The organism is Planococcus sp. ISL-109 (assembly GCF_018613655.1).
In the GTDB taxonomy this organism is placed as follows: domain Bacteria; phylum Bacillota; class Bacilli; order Bacillales_A; family Planococcaceae; genus Planococcus.
Window position 1 is genome coordinate 58,399 of the sequence record NZ_JAGGPW010000014.1, and the last position, 15,019, is coordinate 73,417.

General features: G+C 48.8%; 15 protein-coding genes, 1 pseudogene, 1 riboswitch and 1 other annotated feature. Of the genes and pseudogenes, 6 read left to right on the forward strand and 10 right to left on the reverse strand.

What is annotated here, in order from left to right; translation table 11 throughout:
• Positions 1 to 8: 8 nt before the first annotated feature.
• Positions 9 to 118: riboswitch (TPP riboswitch) on the reverse strand.
• A 73-nt stretch (positions 119 to 191) separates the two neighbouring features.
• The 3 genes from J7E21_RS10720 to J7E21_RS10730 all read right to left on the reverse strand — a co-directional run bounded on the left by J7E21_RS10720 (position 192) and on the right by J7E21_RS10730 (position 2,704).
• Positions 192 to 392: a hypothetical protein gene (locus J7E21_RS10720; protein ID WP_215107458.1), complete on the reverse strand. Its 201-nt coding sequence runs from the start codon at positions 390 to 392 to the stop codon at positions 192 to 194.
• 635 nt (positions 393 to 1,027) lie between these two features.
• Positions 1,028 to 1,423, reverse strand: a complete 396-nt coding sequence (locus tag J7E21_RS10725; RefSeq protein WP_215107459.1) for a membrane lipoprotein lipid attachment site-containing protein — start codon at positions 1,421 to 1,423, stop codon at positions 1,028 to 1,030.
• A gap of 294 nt (positions 1,424 to 1,717) precedes the next feature.
• Positions 1,718 to 2,704, reverse strand: a complete 987-nt coding sequence (locus tag J7E21_RS10730; RefSeq protein WP_215107461.1) for a YhdH/YhfP family quinone oxidoreductase — start codon at positions 2,702 to 2,704, stop codon at positions 1,718 to 1,720.
• 110 nt (positions 2,705 to 2,814) lie between these two features.
• Between J7E21_RS10730 and J7E21_RS10735 the strand changes: the two genes are divergently transcribed.
• Both J7E21_RS10735 and tyrS read left to right on the forward strand, forming a co-directional pair.
• Complete coding sequence (locus J7E21_RS10735; RefSeq protein WP_215107463.1) at positions 2,815 to 3,234, forward strand: MarR family winged helix-turn-helix transcriptional regulator; 420 nt, start codon at positions 2,815 to 2,817, stop codon at positions 3,232 to 3,234.
• 88 nt (positions 3,235 to 3,322) lie between these two features.
• Positions 3,323 to 3,564 (forward strand) — a binding site (T-box leader).
• Between the two features lie 79 nt (positions 3,565 to 3,643).
• Entirely contained in the window at positions 3,644 to 4,858 is a 1,215-nt protein-coding gene (gene tyrS / locus J7E21_RS10740; RefSeq protein WP_215107465.1) for a tyrosine--tRNA ligase, read from the forward strand.
• A 167-nt stretch (positions 4,859 to 5,025) separates the two neighbouring features.
• Here the strand turns inward: tyrS and aldA are convergent.
• Together aldA and J7E21_RS10750 are read right to left on the reverse strand one after the other, a co-directional pair.
• Positions 5,026 to 6,479 (reverse strand): annotated as a pseudogene (gene aldA, locus J7E21_RS10745) (aldehyde dehydrogenase).
• A 153-nt stretch (positions 6,480 to 6,632) separates the two neighbouring features.
• Complete coding sequence (locus J7E21_RS10750; protein ID WP_215107467.1) at positions 6,633 to 6,857, reverse strand: hypothetical protein; 225 nt, start codon at positions 6,855 to 6,857, stop codon at positions 6,633 to 6,635.
• A 373-nt stretch (positions 6,858 to 7,230) separates the two neighbouring features.
• Here J7E21_RS10750 and J7E21_RS10755 point away from each other — a divergent pair, with 373 nt between their 5' ends.
• Positions 7,231 to 7,908 (forward strand): ArsR/SmtB family transcription factor, encoded by a 678-nt coding sequence (locus J7E21_RS10755; protein ID WP_215107469.1) that lies wholly within the window; start codon positions 7,231 to 7,233, stop codon positions 7,906 to 7,908.
• Entirely contained in the window at positions 7,905 to 9,131 is a 1,227-nt protein-coding gene (locus J7E21_RS10760; RefSeq protein WP_215107471.1) for an MFS transporter, read from the forward strand. The genes J7E21_RS10755 and J7E21_RS10760 overlap by 4 nt, the downstream gene beginning before the upstream one ends.
• 84 nt (positions 9,132 to 9,215) lie before the next feature.
• On the opposite strand, the gene J7E21_RS10765 is transcribed toward J7E21_RS10760, so the two are convergent.
• From J7E21_RS10765 to J7E21_RS10780, 4 genes are read right to left on the reverse strand one after another with little or no spacing between them, the layout of a single operon-like run.
• Entirely contained in the window at positions 9,216 to 9,569 is a 354-nt protein-coding gene (locus J7E21_RS10765) for a hypothetical protein (RefSeq protein WP_215107473.1), read from the reverse strand.
• A 21-nt stretch (positions 9,570 to 9,590) separates the two neighbouring features.
• A complete protein-coding gene (rpsN, locus tag J7E21_RS10770; protein ID WP_215107475.1) occupies positions 9,591 to 9,860 on the reverse strand; it encodes a 30S ribosomal protein S14 in 270 nt (89 codons plus the stop codon).
• Positions 9,861 to 9,900: 40 nt separating this feature from the next.
• Complete coding sequence (rpmG, locus tag J7E21_RS10775; protein WP_146557315.1) at positions 9,901 to 10,050, reverse strand: 50S ribosomal protein L33; 150 nt, start codon at positions 10,048 to 10,050, stop codon at positions 9,901 to 9,903.
• A 16-nt stretch (positions 10,051 to 10,066) separates the two neighbouring features.
• Positions 10,067 to 11,182: a GTP-binding protein gene (locus J7E21_RS10780; RefSeq protein ID WP_215107477.1), complete on the reverse strand. Its 1,116-nt coding sequence runs from the start codon at positions 11,180 to 11,182 to the stop codon at positions 10,067 to 10,069.
• Between the two features lie 425 nt (positions 11,183 to 11,607).
• On the opposite strand from J7E21_RS10780, the gene J7E21_RS10785 reads away from it, so the two are divergent.
• Positions 11,608 to 12,783, forward strand: coding sequence for an FAD/NAD(P)-binding protein (locus J7E21_RS10785; RefSeq protein WP_215107479.1), 1,176 nt, complete (start codon positions 11,608 to 11,610; stop codon positions 12,781 to 12,783).
• Between the two features lie 56 nt (positions 12,784 to 12,839).
• Here the strand turns inward: J7E21_RS10785 and J7E21_RS10790 are convergent, their stop codons facing one another.
• Positions 12,840 to 14,096, reverse strand: a complete 1,257-nt coding sequence (locus tag J7E21_RS10790; RefSeq protein ID WP_215107481.1) for a Y-family DNA polymerase — start codon at positions 14,094 to 14,096, stop codon at positions 12,840 to 12,842.
• 167 nt (positions 14,097 to 14,263) lie between these two features.
• Between J7E21_RS10790 and J7E21_RS10795 the strand changes: the two genes are divergently transcribed.
• Positions 14,264 to 15,013 carry an SDR family NAD(P)-dependent oxidoreductase gene (locus J7E21_RS10795; protein WP_215107483.1) on the forward strand — a complete coding sequence of 250 codons (750 nt, stop codon included), beginning with the start codon at positions 14,264 to 14,266 and terminating at the stop codon, positions 15,011 to 15,013.
• Positions 15,014 to 15,019: the final 6 nt, after the last annotated feature.

The window sequence follows — 15,019 nt, forward strand, 5'->3', positions numbered from 1 at the left end:
ACAAATCATACCGATTTGAATATGTTCCCTCCGCTGGTCTTAACCAGTTCAGGTTCCAAGGGTCAATATCTCACGGATACTCTCTCAACCGGCAACACCGGTTCCCCCACATGTTTATTTATGAAATTATTAGTTTTCTTTCTTCATCTATCTTGTCACACCTCTGGAGATTCTTCAAGTACCGACCATAGTCATTTTTTCATTGAGAACTCTTTCAACGACGCTTCCACTACATTTTCTGTGGCGTTTTCAGTAAAAGAAATACGGATGAATTTACTAGCGCCATCGCTTTCTATCCCGATGGCGCCCGTGGTGGAGATTGCTTCCTCCGAACTGATTTTACAGGCGGTTCCTGTCGAGATGGCGATGTTGTGGCGATTGCATACAGGCATCCTCCATTGCCCTTCGATATGCGACAAGGTCAAACCTCGGATGAAAGTTTCTTTTCAATAGTCTGTAAGATACACCCATCTGAGAAGGTATTAGACGTTTATCCATGTGAAAGGAGAAAAAAATTCAAAAAGCGAAATATCTTTTATGAAAATAACAATGTCTGCCCTTAGAATTTGTAAATTTCAAATACTATAAATGGTTTTAATTCATTTCTTATTATAAGAATAATTCGGTTTGGTTGTAGGGGGAATTCTATCTCCTTGTTTTACATCAACTATATCTTTTTTAGTAGGATTTTTTTGCGTAATTTATTTCTTGCAATTTAAGGTTGGTATCTGCAATTTGTCCTGATTTATAAGATTTCGCCATTTTGCTTTTTGCCTCCTATATCTATCAATATACTATGGGTTATCGATTCTGAATATTTAACAACTTAACATGGAAAGAAAAAATATTTCAGGAAGCGTTCGTAAAAGTACACTTATCCAGACAAAAAAAGAAGAAGCTTAAGCATGAGCTTCTTCTCTTCTGATAACTGGTGATATGTAAACTAATAATGATTGTCTCGCTTTCATCAGCTTTTTGGCTACACTATTTTAACTCTTCAAAGATAAAAACACTTATATAAGCGATGTCAGTTATTAGTTTTTAATAAGAAGGTTTCTGTTTGCCCATTCCACGTTATCTCTGCTTCAATTTCTTCATCCTTCTGGATGATTGCACAATTTCCGCAAACTGTACTTTCGAATTCCGCAGTTCCTCTTTTTATGGGTGATGCTTCTCCGCTATTCCCTGCTGTACTATTGCTGTTTTCATTTTTATATTCGATTTTATAATCGATTGCCTCGGGATCTTTGTTTTCTCCTATATATTTTATGATTCCAGAAGTTTGTTGCTCAATCTCGTCTGTAACTTCAACCGTATAAACCACTTCCCAGTTATCACTGTTTCCTGAAAAGTTATATCTGTCTCCATTTGTACAGCCACTTAAAATGATTGCCATAGTAAACAATACAATAATTTTTTTCATGTTCATCATCCTCCTGGTTAAATTCTCAGTATTGTCCTTTTTTTCCTCTTATTATTCAGACAATAATACCGAGTTTCTTAATTTTATAGAAAAACCCAACCAAAAGAAAAGCGTTCGTAAAAGTACACTTTTACGAACGCTTTAAAAAGAGCTGAAAAACAGCAAAAAGAACGTTCGTAAATGTGTAAAAACACTTTACGAACGTTCGCTTTATTCAACCGACTTACACGAACTTTACAATACAGCAAATACTCCTGCTATTTACTGTTCAGTCTAGTATCTACAAATCACACCTTAACACTTAACAATCGTTCTCCCTAAATGTTCACCATTTTTAATGGACTCAATCGTTTCCGGTACTTCTTCGAGTGAGATTTCATCCACCAATGTTGTTTGGGAAATGTTCCATTCATTCGCCATCTTCGCCCAAATGGCTTCGCGTTTATTAATCGGCACATTTACAGAGTCGATGCCGAGAAGGTTGACCCCTCGCAAGATAAACGGCAATACAGTTGCTGTCAGTTGAACACCGGCCGCATTTCCGCACATGCTCATGCTGCCGCCGTAAGAAATCTGGGGGATCAAGACAGAGGCTACGTCCCCTCCGACGGTATCGACTACATAGTCAAACTTTTGCTTGTTTAACGGTTTCTTCAGTTCGCCTAAGTCATCCAGGAAAATAACGGTGCTTGCTCCCAAGGATTTCGCCACTTCCGATTGATGTTCTTTCCGCACTAAAGCCGTGATGTTTTTGTAGCCGCTTTTCGCTAAAATCTGCAGCGCGACGCTGCCCACTCCGCCCGTTGAACCTGTCACTAATATTTCCGGGTCGTTTTTCGGGTCCATTCCATTGTCCTCTAATGCCATGATGGATAGCGCAGCAGTGAATCCGGCTGTTCCGAACACCATGGCGTCCTTGAGGCTCAAGTTAGCAGGCAAAGGAACAACCCAATCCGCAGGCACTCGGGCATATTCCGCAAATCCGCCTGTGTGGCTCATTCCCATCGCAAAACCTGTCACGACAACTTCTTGCCCTTCTTGAAAGCGGGAGTCTGTTGTATGTAAGATGGTTCCGCTCAAATCAATTCCAGGAATCATCGGATAATCTCGAATCACCCCGCCTTTTTTCTGAACAGCCAGCATGTCTTTGTAATTGATCGAGGAATAGCCCACTTTAATTAAGACGTCCCCGTCTGACAGTTGGTCCTTGCCCACTTTTTCCACACCGTACGTGACTTCATCCTCTTGTTCTTTAATGACAATCGCTTTAAATAGTTCCATGTCAATTATGCCTCCTTCATTATTTCTCCCCGAAATAGTTCTGTAACAAAACTATTTTCACACAAAACCTAACATGGTATTATAATCAATGTCAACTTGGAGGAGATATCATGGAGTTAAAAGAATGTATGAATTTTTTATTAAGTGTCAGCCAGAATAAGGTGTTCAAATATTTCAGCAAGCTTTTGGAGGAGTACGAATTAACGCCAGCTCAATACGGTGTGTTGAATTGTCTATGGAGTGAAGGCCAATTATCCCCTAAACAAATTGGGGAGTTCATGTATTTGGAAGCTCCGACAATTTCGGGGATTTTAGATAAAATGCAAAAAGCCGGATTCATTGAACGTTCGGTAGATCCCGAAAACAGGCGCAATGTGTTAGTGGTAGCTACGCAAAAATCCATGGAATTACAGGACAAAGTAGAGGCAGCGACAGCCGAAATGAATAATGCCGCTCTTCAGAACTTGTCAGCCAGAGATAAAGCCGTACTGATGAAAAGTTTAGATACCATTATCAAATCTGATTTTTAAGTTTTGATTGACATCCTTTTCATACGGGTTATAATGAAAAACAATATCTGCATAACGAAGATCTGCCCGAGCATTTCGGAGTATAAGAACAAAAGCGATGATAAGAACGAGTACCTTTGACTAAAGCAAACAGAAAGCAGCCGGTTGATGAGAGGCGCATGCGGTGTCACGGGGAATACCTCTTTGAGCTGTGTACCGAACCTTTAGTAGGCTACACCGGAGTTGCATCCGTAATCCATGCAGAAGTATCGCTTCGGCCGTACTTTCCAAGGAGCGCTGTGTGAACAGTTCTCGAACAAAGGTGGTAACACGCATTTTGGCGTCCTTTAGGTTTTTTCCTAAAGGGCGCTTTTTTGTGTTCTTATAGATCTTGCGATATGGACTACTCTAAAGACAAGGAGATGTTAGCATGCGACTCACACCAGCAGAACAATTGAAAATCATCGAAAAAGGAGCCGCCGAGTTGATCGAGGAGGGCGAACTGCTCCAAAAGCTCGAACGATCGTACAATGAACAGCGCCCGCTCACCATCAAGCTCGGGCTCGACCCGTCCGCCCCCGACATCCACCTTGGCCACGCGGTAGTTTTGCGCAAAATCAAACAACTGCAAGACCTGGGCCACCAGGCAGTCATTATAATCGGTGATTTCACCGGCCGCATCGGGGACCCTTCCGGCAAGGCAAAGGGACGGACCGCGCTCAGTGACGAGGCTGTTAAGAAAAACGCAGAGACTTACTGCGAACAGATTTTCAAAGTGCTCGACAAAACGAAAACGACGGTGCGCTTTAATAGCGAATGGCTGTCGAAGCTGACATTTGAAGAAGTCCTCAAACTGGCCGCGAGCACGTCCGTTGCGCGTATGTTGGAGCGCGATGATTTCCAACAGCGCTACCAGAACCAATCGCCGATCGGCATTCATGAGTTTTTCTACCCGCTCATGCAAGCTTACGATTCCGTCGAAATCCAGGCAGACATTGAAATCGGCGGCACGGACCAGACTTTTAATATCCTGATGGGACGCACGCTTCAAAAGCATATGGGACAGGAAAAGCAAGCGGCCATTTTCATGCCGCTTATAGAGGGACTTGACGGTGTCGAGAAGATGAGCAAAAGCCTCGGCAATTACATCGGCGTCAGCGAAGCGCCTGAAATCATGTTCAAAAAAGTGATGGAAATCCCGGATCCTTTGCTCCTCAAATACTTTGAACTGGCGACAGATGAACATCCTTTAGCGATTGAATCCATCCTCGACCGGCTCGAGGATGGTGAAAACCCACGCAACATCAAGATGGAGCTGGCGGAAATCATTACGGCGCTTTACCATGGAGACGCCGCGTTGAAAGAAGCAAAAGCCTACTTCGAGACCGCTTTCCAGAAGCGCGAAATTCCTGAAAACATCCCTACTCTTCTTGTGGAAATCGACAAGGAACGCATCGAGCAGATCATTCCGCAATTTGTGGCATCCGGATTCGTCCGCAGCAAAAGTGACTTTGTCCGATTGATTGAACAGAACGGCGTGTTATTCAACGGTAATAAACTGACCAAAGAAGAACTCGACACCGTCGTCAGCAACGGCGATGTCCTGCAAATCGGCAAGAAACGCTTTGTGCGTTTTGAGAAATAAATGATATAAGAAAAACACCCACTCGTTTGCGCTAATCCGCAAGCAAGTGGGTGTTTTTTTCTTCTGTAAATTGAGCTCCTCGTTCCATCGGTTCATGCCGTGAAGATAACTGACTGAAAAAAGTGCAGAAACGATTACCGTTTCCGCACCCTGTTCTATTCCAATATTTACTTCACATCATTTTTATAACGCATGTATACCACTTGAGTGGTAAGGAACTCTTCCATGCCATGCTTGCCGTCTGCCCCACCGAGACCTGATTGGCGCATGCCGGCATGATAGCCTTGAACGGCTTCGGCGTTTTCCCGATTGACATAGGTTTCGCCGAATTTCATTTCATTGACGATCCGCATCGCTTCGTTGAGATCATCGGTATAAACAGAGGAAGACAATCCGTATACTGTGTCATTTGCTTTTTCAACGGCTTCCTCTAAGGTGCTGAATGTGGTCATCGGGAGGACAGGCCCAAAAATTTCCTCTCGCATAATATCCGAGTCATGCGACACATTCGTCAAAATCGTCGGCTTGTAGAAAAAACCCGCTTCCATGTTTGGACGTTCTCCACCTGTAGCGATGACAGCACCTTGTGCTACTGCTTCTTTGACCATGCCTTCGACAGTTTCAAGACGATCTTGGCTAATTAGCGGACCCATGTCCGTTTTTTTATCTTGCCGTGGATTGCCGAGCTTTTTCGCTTCGAACGCTTTGATTAGTTTTTCAGTCAGTTGCTCCGCGACACTTTCGTGTACGCAGAGGCGTTCCGCGTTCGTACACGCCTGGCCGCTATTCGACAGTCTTGAAGTGGTGATGGCTTCAGCTGCAAGATCCAAATCGGCATTTCGGGTTACGATGGCCGGCGCTTTGCCGCCTAGTTCCAGATTGACTTTGGTGATATTTTTCGCTGCAGCTTCCATCACTTTCGTTCCAGCCGGCAGACTTCCGGTCATTGTAATCATCTGGACCTTTTTGTGCGCAGCAAGTGCATTGCCGATTTCCGAACCAGTGCCTGTCACCAAGTTGTAGACGCCGGCAGGAATTTCGTCCATCGCGTCGATGATCTTTGTGAACTCCATGGCTGTATTCGGCGTCTGCTGGCTAGGCTTGATAACAATCGTACAGCCCGTCACCAAAGCCGTGGCGACTTTCCTCGCTAAGATAAACACCGGGAAATTCCATGGGATGATCCCCGCTACGACACCGATCGGCTTTTTATAGACGAAAATGTTTTCGTTCGCCTGGTCGCTCGGCACGATTTCACCTTCAATTCTTCTCGCCCACTCGGACATGTAATGGAAATAATCGATGGCCGAATCCACTTCGCCGCTTGCCGATTCGTAATCTTTTCCTTGCTCTTCCTGCAGCAAATCGATGAATATGTCCCGTTTTTCGGCAATTTTATCGCCCAGTTTGCGGACGATTTTCCCGCGCTCGATGTTCGGCATCAGTTCCCACACCTGTTGTGCCCGGAAAGCAGCCTCTACCGCTTTATCAGCGTCTTCCGCCGTCCCTTTTGGAATTTTGGAGATTACTTTTTCTGTTGCCGGATTGATGATGTCGATCCATTCATCCCCAGTGGATGCTATATATATTCGCCATTCACATACATTTGGTGGTTTTGCAAAGGATCTCCTCCTAATTTTACTTTAGTAGTTTTTTCCCTTTGCACTTGCCAGTAAACATGGTGCTCGGTTAGTAGTGGTCATTTTTTCTGTATATTATATTGGTGAATTTAAGCGTGTGTAAATCGCTAGTGAAGGAGCAAGCAACCTAAATGCTAGTCCGTTTTTGGCGGCCAATCCATATCCGTTCGCTCTTCATACTGGATGTGGTGCTTGGTGTCTTCCTGAAAAGATTGTGTAGACCAGTCATCGCCGTTTCGCCCTGACGTGATGTCATCGTATGGCGTATGCGGAATATAGGGCATCGATTTCTTTTTGGCAATCCGGTAAATCATCCGGCTGACAACAGCAACGATGAAAAGCGTCGCGATAATGCCCATTATATCCCTCCTTATAAAATCAGTTTAAAAAAACAGTTGTGCTCATTGTTAGAAGCTATAAGTTCGTCTACTTCGCTGCGGCTGTCTTCTTTCCTATCTGCTCTGCGTCAGGACAAGGACAGCCATCTTCCAACTCATAGAGCCAGCTTTTCTCTTTCATCTCCCAGCGGTAATAGCAATGCGTGCAGCGCGCCATCACTCTCGACTCGTGTTGTTTTTTTTTGCGTTCATCTTCCCCGAAAGTTTCAGATCCAGCTGAAAATCATTTCTATCCACACCGTCACTTCAAGCTTTCATTCTTTACAAACATTGATTCTCTCTATTAAACTTTATCTATTCAAGATAATTATTGAATAGATAGGAAGTGACTCGGATGGAAGCACGTGACTTCAAAAATTTCGCCTACGGGCATTTCACAAAAATCAGCAAAGCTTTAGCGAGCCCACGGCGTTTCGAGCTGCTCGATTACTTGTCTCAAGGCCCGAAGACGGTCGAACGGCTAGCATCAGAGACCCACATGTCGGTCGCAAATACATCCCAGCATTTGCAGGCACTGCGCGAGGCGCGGCTTGTCGTTTCGTCCAAAGTGAAAAACCACCATTATTATGAACTGGCGGATCAGGAAGTGGCCGAGCTATTGCATATTACGAAACGGCTCGCCGAACGCCGGTTTCCGGATGTCGCGGATGTCCGAGTGATGGAGACAACCGACGGCGGGTCGGTTCCGGTCATGTCGACAAGCCAGGCGATGGCAGAAGTCGAAGCGGGACGAGCCGTATTGATTGATGTGCGGGCGCAGGATGAGTACGACAGCCGTCATTTATCGTCTGCCTTGTCGATTCCGCTCGACAAACTCGAAGAGCGACTTGCGGAATTGCCGGCGACAAAAAAACTCATCACGTATTGCCGAGGATCGTACTGCTTATATGCGAGCGATGCGGTGCGTCTGCTTCGTTCGCGCGGGTTTGATGCGTACCGCCTGGATGAAGGTCCTGCGGATTTCGCCATTTCCCGGGAACGGGCGTCGGATGAACAGGAAGACGCGCGATGAAGCCGGTAAAATTCGGCATTAAAGAGAACATCGTTCAGTTTATGCTGCTTGTTTTGACGAACTTTTTCGTCGGTTCGATGGTTGGACTCGAACGGACCGTTCTGCCGATCATCGGCGAAGAAGAGTTCGGGCTCGCATCAGCAAGCGCGGCGCTGTCATTCATCGTCAGCTTCGGATTCTCGAAAGCGCTCGTCAATTATTTTGCAGGGGCTATCGCTGACCGGCTCGGCCGCAAGAAAGTGCTCCTTGTCGGCTGGAGCGCGGGGCTATTCGTGCCGCTACTCGTCATTTTCGCCGATGCCTGGTGGATGATTGTCGTCGCGAATATTTTCCTCGGCATCAACCAAGGGCTCGCCTGGTCGATGACCGTCAATATGAAGATCGACCTCGCGAAGCCGACAGAACGCGGACTCGCGGTCGGGCTCAACGAGTTCGCCGGCTATACAGGCGTTGCCGTAATGGCAGCTTTGTCCGGCTACGTCGCAGCAACCTTCTCGAACCGGCCAGAGCCATTTTACATCGGACTGGCGGTCGTCGCACTCGGGCTCGGACTGTCGTTTCTCGTGCGCGATACCGGCGAGCACCTGAAGCGCCAAGCAAAAACCGGCACACAGGAGGCGGCATTGTCCGCGAAGGAAGTCTTTGTCCGGACGGCGTTTAAAAACCCGACGCTGTCGACGGCGACTTTCGCCGGCCTATCCACCAATTTGAAAGACGGCATGGCGTGGGGCTTGTTTCCGCTGTTTTTCGCGGGCGTCGGACTGGGCGTTCCGGAAATCGGCTTGCTCGTCGCCTTGTATCCAGCGGCGTGGGGCTTTTTCCAATTGTTCACCGGAGCATTGAGCGACCGCTGGGGCCGCAAATGGCTGATCGCCGGCGGCATGTGGCTGCAGGCTGCCTCGCTTTGGCTCCTGCTCCTCGCCGACCAGTACAGCATGTGGATTTTGGCTTCAATCTTGCTCGGCCTTGGGACGGCGATGGTTTATCCGACGCTGCAGGCAGCGATCAGTGACGTCGCCGCTCCGTCCTGGCGCGCTTCTTCTATGGGCGTGTATCGCTCATTCCGCGACAGCGGCTATGCATTCGGTGCCTTGTTCGCCGGAATTTTGACCGACGTCATCAATGTCGAATGGGCGATCGGCCTCGTCGCGCTGTTGCCGCTCTTTGCTGGCGTGATGGCAGCGCTCAGGATGAAGGAGACATTGCCTGGGAAAGCAAAATAAAGCTAGTAATTGTAGTCATGATCCGCTTCAATGCAAAAAGCCGGCAGGAAATTCCTGCCGGCTTTTTGTGTTTTCTTATGGACTCTATTCAGTGACAAACAGGAAAACCTGTTTGTCTGCCCGGCCGGATTCTCCGACGAAGCAGTCTGTATAGTCGAGCCATTTCGCGCGCTCGCAACGGGCTTCGATCTTGTCGCCGAGCTCCGATTCGATTTTTTGCATCATTTTGGAAACCTCAGCGAACGAGCGATTGAAACGATAGGCAGCTTGCTCGAAAGGTGAGTGGATGGTGAGCAGGCTGCGGAATTCCTCCGCCGTGTCGGCCTGTTCGGCTAAAGCGTCTTCCAAACCCGTAATAAAGCGGTACAATTGCCGCTGCTCGTCTGTCAGTCGCGCCACTTCACTTTTCAGCAAGTAGGCGATCATGCCATCATTCATAGTGCTACTCCTCCATTGGTTTTACCAGCTTGATTTTTTGACGCCAGGGATCTGCCCTTTGTGCGCGAGCTCACGGAATGCGATGCGGGACATGGCGAATTTGCGCATGAAGCCGCGCGGGCGCCCTGTTAATTCACAACGGTTTTTCAAGCGTGTCGGTGAAGAGTCTTTCGGCAGTTTCGCCAGCGCTTCGTGGTCGCCTTGTGCTTTCAGTTCTTTGCGGATTTCCGCGTAGCGCGCTACCATTTCGCGTTGTTTTTTGTCGCGTGCGACTTTTGATTTTTTGGCCATCGGTGTGGCTCCTCTCTATTATGCTATAACTTCCGGATGATTACTTCGTTTCTCTGTGAAGTGTCACTTTTTTCAGGCGCGGGCAGTATTTTTTCAATTCGATGCGCTCCGGATTATTGCGCTTGTTTTTCGTCGTCGTGTAATTGCGTTCGCCTGTTTCTGTGCAGGCTAGTGTGATGTTTACTCTCATATTTATTTCCTCCTAATTATTGAATGATTGGTGTAGCTGGCAGCGGATCAGGGAGTTGGCTCCAGTCCTGCGCCAGTTCTTCTCGCGTCAGCAGGCACCTATCCAATGACTGCGTCATTTCCTGTTGGTCCATCGCAATTCCAATCAACACCAGTTCAGTCATTTTCACACCGTCCGCTTCCCATGCGCCGGCCGTCTCCAAACTCGCGGATGGCCCCGCCTGTGACAGCAAAGTTGCGACCGAATCGCGTGTGGCGATGCGCAAAAATCCTTTAGCACGCACGACTTCCACCGGCCAGTCCATGATCCAGCCAAACAAACGCTCCGGGTGAAACGGCGTTTGGCTGCGGTAGACGAACGATGCGATGCCGTATTCTTCCGTTTCCGGTACGTGCTCTTCGTTCAGTTCCTTGATCCAGCCGGCGCCTTGGCTCGCTTGTTCAAAGTCAAAGCGGCCGGTATTAAGTACGTCTCCGAGCGCCACTTGTGAACGTACCGTGCGGAGAATATTCGCAGATGGATTCAATGCCCGCAGCACGCCTTGCAGCTCATCGGCTTTTTCGCCGTGTAACTGATCGGTTTTGTTCAATAGAATGACGTCCGCGAACTCGATCTGATCGATGAGCAAATCGGAAATTTCCCGTTCGTCGGAGTCTGTTGCCCCTTCTTTTCTATCAAGCAAAGTTTCGCCGGAAGCGAAATCACGCCAGAAGCCGTGGCCATCGACGACCGTCACCATCGTGTCGAGTCGGCACATGGCGGACAAATCCACACCGAGCGTGTCGTCCATATAGCTGAAGGTCTGTGCGACCGGGACCGGCTCACTGATGCCGGACGATTCGATGACGATGTAATCGATATCGCCTAGTCTCACCAACTTCTCCACTTCGACGATCAAGTCTTCGCGCAGCGTGCAGCAAATGCAGCCGTTTTGCATTTCGACCAGTTTTTCTTCCGTGCGGGAAAATCCACCGTTTTGGACGAGCGCGCTGTCGATGTTCACTTCGCTCATGTCGTTGACGATGACCGCCACTTTCAAGCCTTCACGATTCGTTAAAATATGATTCAATAGCGTTGTCTTGCCTGCGCCCAAATAGCCGCTCAGCACTGTAATGGGTACTCGCTTATCCATTATGTAAAACTCCCTTATTATTAATCACTTTTAAATCGTAATGATTACGTTTTATATATTAAAGGAATTTTGCCGATTGTGCAAGTTTTTTTCATAGCATCTTTAGTAGCGCATCAATTAATCCATTCACACGTTCCTTATAGACTTAACATAGCAGGCTCATTTGGATGGTACTTGTTATTTTTTATACCAGCGTGTATGCTATTTTTACCTAAAGCGTAAATATTACTATTTAAATTTTAATAATTAGCTATATGAGTTGAACTAATAAATTTCCACTGTAGATATTCCGCAAAACCACTCCGAAATTGTTAGTGTTCAAGTAGTAGTGGTAATTCACTGATACTTCTTTAGTTCAACTTATATAGAGTGTCATTAATGCACTCGGCTTGTCAGCAAACGAATCAGAGAGGAGAGATGTACGCATGCATACATGGATTATTATCGGCGGCGGGATCCAAGGGATGACGCTCGCGAATTTTTTACGCAAACAAAAAGGGGCAACTCCCGAAGAAATTGCGATTATCGACCCCCATGCAGAGCCTTTGGCCGACTGGAAACGCTGCACCGAAAACATTTCCATGCCCTTTTTGCGCTCTCCCTTCGTCCATCATATCGATGTGGATCCCTTTTCTTTAAACAATCACGCAAAACAAAGCCCGTTCAATGAAGATGCCTCTTTCCTTGGCAGATTAAAGCGTCCATCCCTCCCCCTCTTCCATGAGCATTGCGACCACTTGATCCGCGAACAGGAAATCCACCGCAGTTGGATCCAAGGCCGCGTGGAGGCGATCAAACGCCTAGAAGATGGCTGGCATGTCCAATTGGAGAGCGGAACGGCAGTGTCCGGCACAAACATCGTCCTCGCAATCGGTGCTGGCGAGCAGCTACACTGGCCTCAATGGGCAGTGCAATTGCAAGCGGACTCGCAGGATTCGGTCTTTCATGTGTTCGACCGGGAGCTCCCCGAGTTTGATGCATTACAAGCACCATTTACCGTAATCGGCGGCGGCATTACGGCCGTCCATTTGACTTTGAAGCTGCAGGAGCGCTTTCCTGGGCAGGTAACCCTCATGAAACGCCATCCGTTCCGTGTCCATGATTTCGACAGCGACCCGGGGTGGCTCGGCCCGAAATACCAGCGGACTTTCCGCAAGACACGGTCTTACAAGAGCAGGCGGGAAATGATTGTGCGGGCGCGCAGAAAAGGGTCGATTCCTTCGGATTTGCATGCGAAAATACGCAGACAGCTCCGGCATTTCCCGGAACTTGTCATCGACGGCCATGTCCACCAAGCGGTCCGGCAGAATGGCGGCACGGCGCTCTACAATGAACATGGCCAGCTGCTTCAAAAAGCCGGCACGGTGATTTTGGCTACCGGCTTTCAGCCACAGCTCCCAGGGCGAGAGTGGCTGGCGCCGATCATCAAAGAACTGCACTTGCCGTGTGCGGAATGCGGTTACCCAGTCCTCACACACACTTTGCAATGGGGACCGGGACTTTATGTGATGGGGCCGCTTGCGGAACTTGAAGTCGGCCCCATCGCGCGCAATATTTCCGGTGCGCGTGAAGCCGCTTCCCGCATTATCGCGGCACAGTAAAAGCCCTGCCATTTCGGCAGGGCTTTTTTGCATGCCCTAGACATCAGACATCCGGATTATTTCTTATGCCCGCCGATCAGCTTGGTCCTATCGAGCGCGGTGCCGGCGTCTGTTCCGGACACGCCGCGGTAGATGGCGGTCGGGCCATGCTTGCGCTTGATGGCGTCCATCGCCGCACCGAGACGCCGCCTTTGCCATTTGTCCGCTTCGAACAGGCTCAGTTGCATCGAAGTTTCGTCTTCTAAGTTGGTGATCGACAGCGAAATCTGCCGGACCGGTTTACCGAGGTAAAATTCTTGGAACAGCTCTTTGCACACTTCGTAAATCTTCAAGGTGTCATTCGTCGCTTCATCGATCGACCGGGAGCGCGAAAAGCCGCCGCCGTATGCATTTTTGCTATAGCTCATGCCGAGGTGGATCGTGCGCCCCGCCATCTGTGCTTCCCTTGCGCGCATCGCGACATCTTCGCACATTTCGAGCACAATCGTCAGGATGTCTTCACGCGTTTCGTAGTCGCGGTAGAGAATTTGGCCTTTTCCGAAGCTTTTCTGCCCTTCGATGATCAGTGAACCGAGTTCCGAGTAATCGATGCCGCGGGCGTGCTGATACAATTGATGGCCCATAATGCCGAAGCGGTCTTCCAAGTTTTTGACGTCCGCCCGCGCCAAGTCGCCGACTGTGAAAATTCCCATATTGTTGAGGTTGCGCTCCATTTTGCTGCCGATGCCCCACATTTTGCTGAGCGGGGAAACCGGCCATAATTTCCGCGGCACATCCTTCATCGTCCAGTGCGCAAGCCCCTTCTTCTTGCCTTCAAGGTCCAGTGCCAGCTTGGCCATCAGCATATTCGGCCCGATGCCGACCGCAGACGGCAAGCCGAACTGACTCATGATCGAATCCTGCATGTCGATCGCCGCTTTTTCCGGCGTGCCGTAGACATGCAGAATGCCGGTCAAATCGATAAAGCTCTCATCGACGCTGTAGACGTGGATGTCTTCTTTCGGGACATATTGGGCGAACAGATCAGTGATCGCCATCGAAATCTCCAGGTAGAACTGCATTTTCGGCTCGACCAGCAGGATGTCCGGGTGATCCGGAATTTCAAACAACCGCGTGCCGGTCTTGACGCCGAAACGTTTTTTCATCTCCGGCGACGCGGCAAGCACGACGCTGCCTTTGCGCTCCTGGTTGCCGACGACGGCGATGCACGCTTCCATCGGATCGAGGCCGAGCTCCACCGCCGAACAGCTGGCATAAAAGCTGCGCATGTCAATGCAAGCGATATACCGCTTTCTTTCCACTGACTTTTTCATTACGCCACCCCTATATAGAACGTTTGTTCTTATTTTACTAGGAAAAGCAGAAACCAGCAAGAGGCAAAAGAAAGGTTTTAAAGACGGAATGTTTTGAATTCTGAATAACTACCGGTAAAATGAGTAGCGTAGGAATTAAGTCCTTAATTCAGAGGAGGAATGGTAGAATGGCAAGATTGGAAGGAAAAGTGGCGGTCATTACAGGAGGCGCCGCCGGGATTGGCAAAGTTACGGCGAAGCGCTTCCTGGCAGAAGGCGCAAAAGTCGTGCTCGTTGATATCTCAGAAGAAATGCTTGAAGAGACGAAGCAGGAGCTCGGCGGTGAGGTTGTAACCGTTCAAGCGGATGTATCCAAAGAAGACCAAGTGAAAAAATATGTCGACAAAGCAGTCGAAGCGTTCGGCAAAATCGATGTGTTCCTCAATAACGCGGGCATCGAAGGAAAAGTCGCCCCTCTCATCGAACAGACTGCGGAAGATTTCGACAAAGTCATCGCGATCAATGTGCGCGGCATGTTCCTCGGCATGAAGCATGTGCTGCCGGTGATGTACAAACAAGGCGCAGGCAGCGTCATCAATATGTCTTCGGTCGCAGGCCTCAGCGGATCGCCGAACGTCATCCCGTATATCACATCGAAGCACGCGGTCGTCGGGCTGACAAAAGCGGCGGCGGTCGAAAGCGCTCGCTATCAAGTGCGCGTCAATTCAGTGCACCCGTCCCCGGTTAATACGCGCATGATGCGTTCGCTCGAGGAAGGGCTCGGCACGAGCGAGGCAGAGCTATCGAAGATGATTCCGCTCGGCCGCTACGGCGAGTCCGAGGACATCTCCAATCTGGTGCTGTTCCTTGCTTCTGACGAAAGCACGTTCATCAGCGGTGCGCAATACCGAATTGACGGCGGCATGGCTGCGCTGTAAATAGAA

What these genes read in the sequence shown, in the direction of transcription:
- rpsN (WP_215107475.1), bottom strand. Translation starts at nt 9,860, where the DNA reads ATGGCCAAAAAATCAAAAGTCGCACGCGACAAAAAACAACGCGAAATG.
- J7E21_RS10755 (WP_215107469.1), top strand. Translation starts at nt 7,231, where the DNA reads ATGGAAGCACGTGACTTCAAAAATTTCGCCTACGGGCATTTCACAAAA.
- J7E21_RS10760 (WP_215107471.1), top strand. Translation starts at nt 7,905, where the DNA reads ATGAAGCCGGTAAAATTCGGCATTAAAGAGAACATCGTTCAGTTTATG.
- J7E21_RS10785 (WP_215107479.1), top strand. Translation starts at nt 11,608, where the DNA reads ATGCATACATGGATTATTATCGGCGGCGGGATCCAAGGGATGACGCTC.
- J7E21_RS10780 (WP_215107477.1), bottom strand. Translation starts at nt 11,182, where the DNA reads ATGGATAAGCGAGTACCCATTACAGTGCTGAGCGGCTATTTGGGCGCA.
- J7E21_RS10790 (WP_215107481.1), bottom strand. Translation starts at nt 14,096, where the DNA reads ATGAAAAAGTCAGTGGAAAGAAAGCGGTATATCGCTTGCATTGACATG.
- rpmG (WP_146557315.1), bottom strand. Translation starts at nt 10,050, where the DNA reads ATGAGAGTAAACATCACACTAGCCTGCACAGAAACAGGCGAACGCAAT.
- J7E21_RS10795 (WP_215107483.1), top strand. Translation starts at nt 14,264, where the DNA reads ATGGCAAGATTGGAAGGAAAAGTGGCGGTCATTACAGGAGGCGCCGCC.
- tyrS (WP_215107465.1), top strand. Translation starts at nt 3,644, where the DNA reads ATGCGACTCACACCAGCAGAACAATTGAAAATCATCGAAAAAGGAGCC.
- J7E21_RS10730 (WP_215107461.1), bottom strand. Translation starts at nt 2,704, where the DNA reads ATGGAACTATTTAAAGCGATTGTCATTAAAGAACAAGAGGATGAAGTC.
- J7E21_RS10765 (WP_215107473.1), bottom strand. Translation starts at nt 9,569, where the DNA reads ATGAATGATGGCATGATCGCCTACTTGCTGAAAAGTGAAGTGGCGCGA.
- J7E21_RS10750 (WP_215107467.1), bottom strand. Translation starts at nt 6,857, where the DNA reads ATGGGCATTATCGCGACGCTTTTCATCGTTGCTGTTGTCAGCCGGATG.
- J7E21_RS10725 (WP_215107459.1), bottom strand. Translation starts at nt 1,423, where the DNA reads ATGAAAAAAATTATTGTATTGTTTACTATGGCAATCATTTTAAGTGGC.
- J7E21_RS10735 (WP_215107463.1), top strand. Translation starts at nt 2,815, where the DNA reads ATGGAGTTAAAAGAATGTATGAATTTTTTATTAAGTGTCAGCCAGAAT.
- J7E21_RS10720 (WP_215107458.1), bottom strand. Translation starts at nt 392, where the DNA reads ATGCCTGTATGCAATCGCCACAACATCGCCATCTCGACAGGAACCGCC.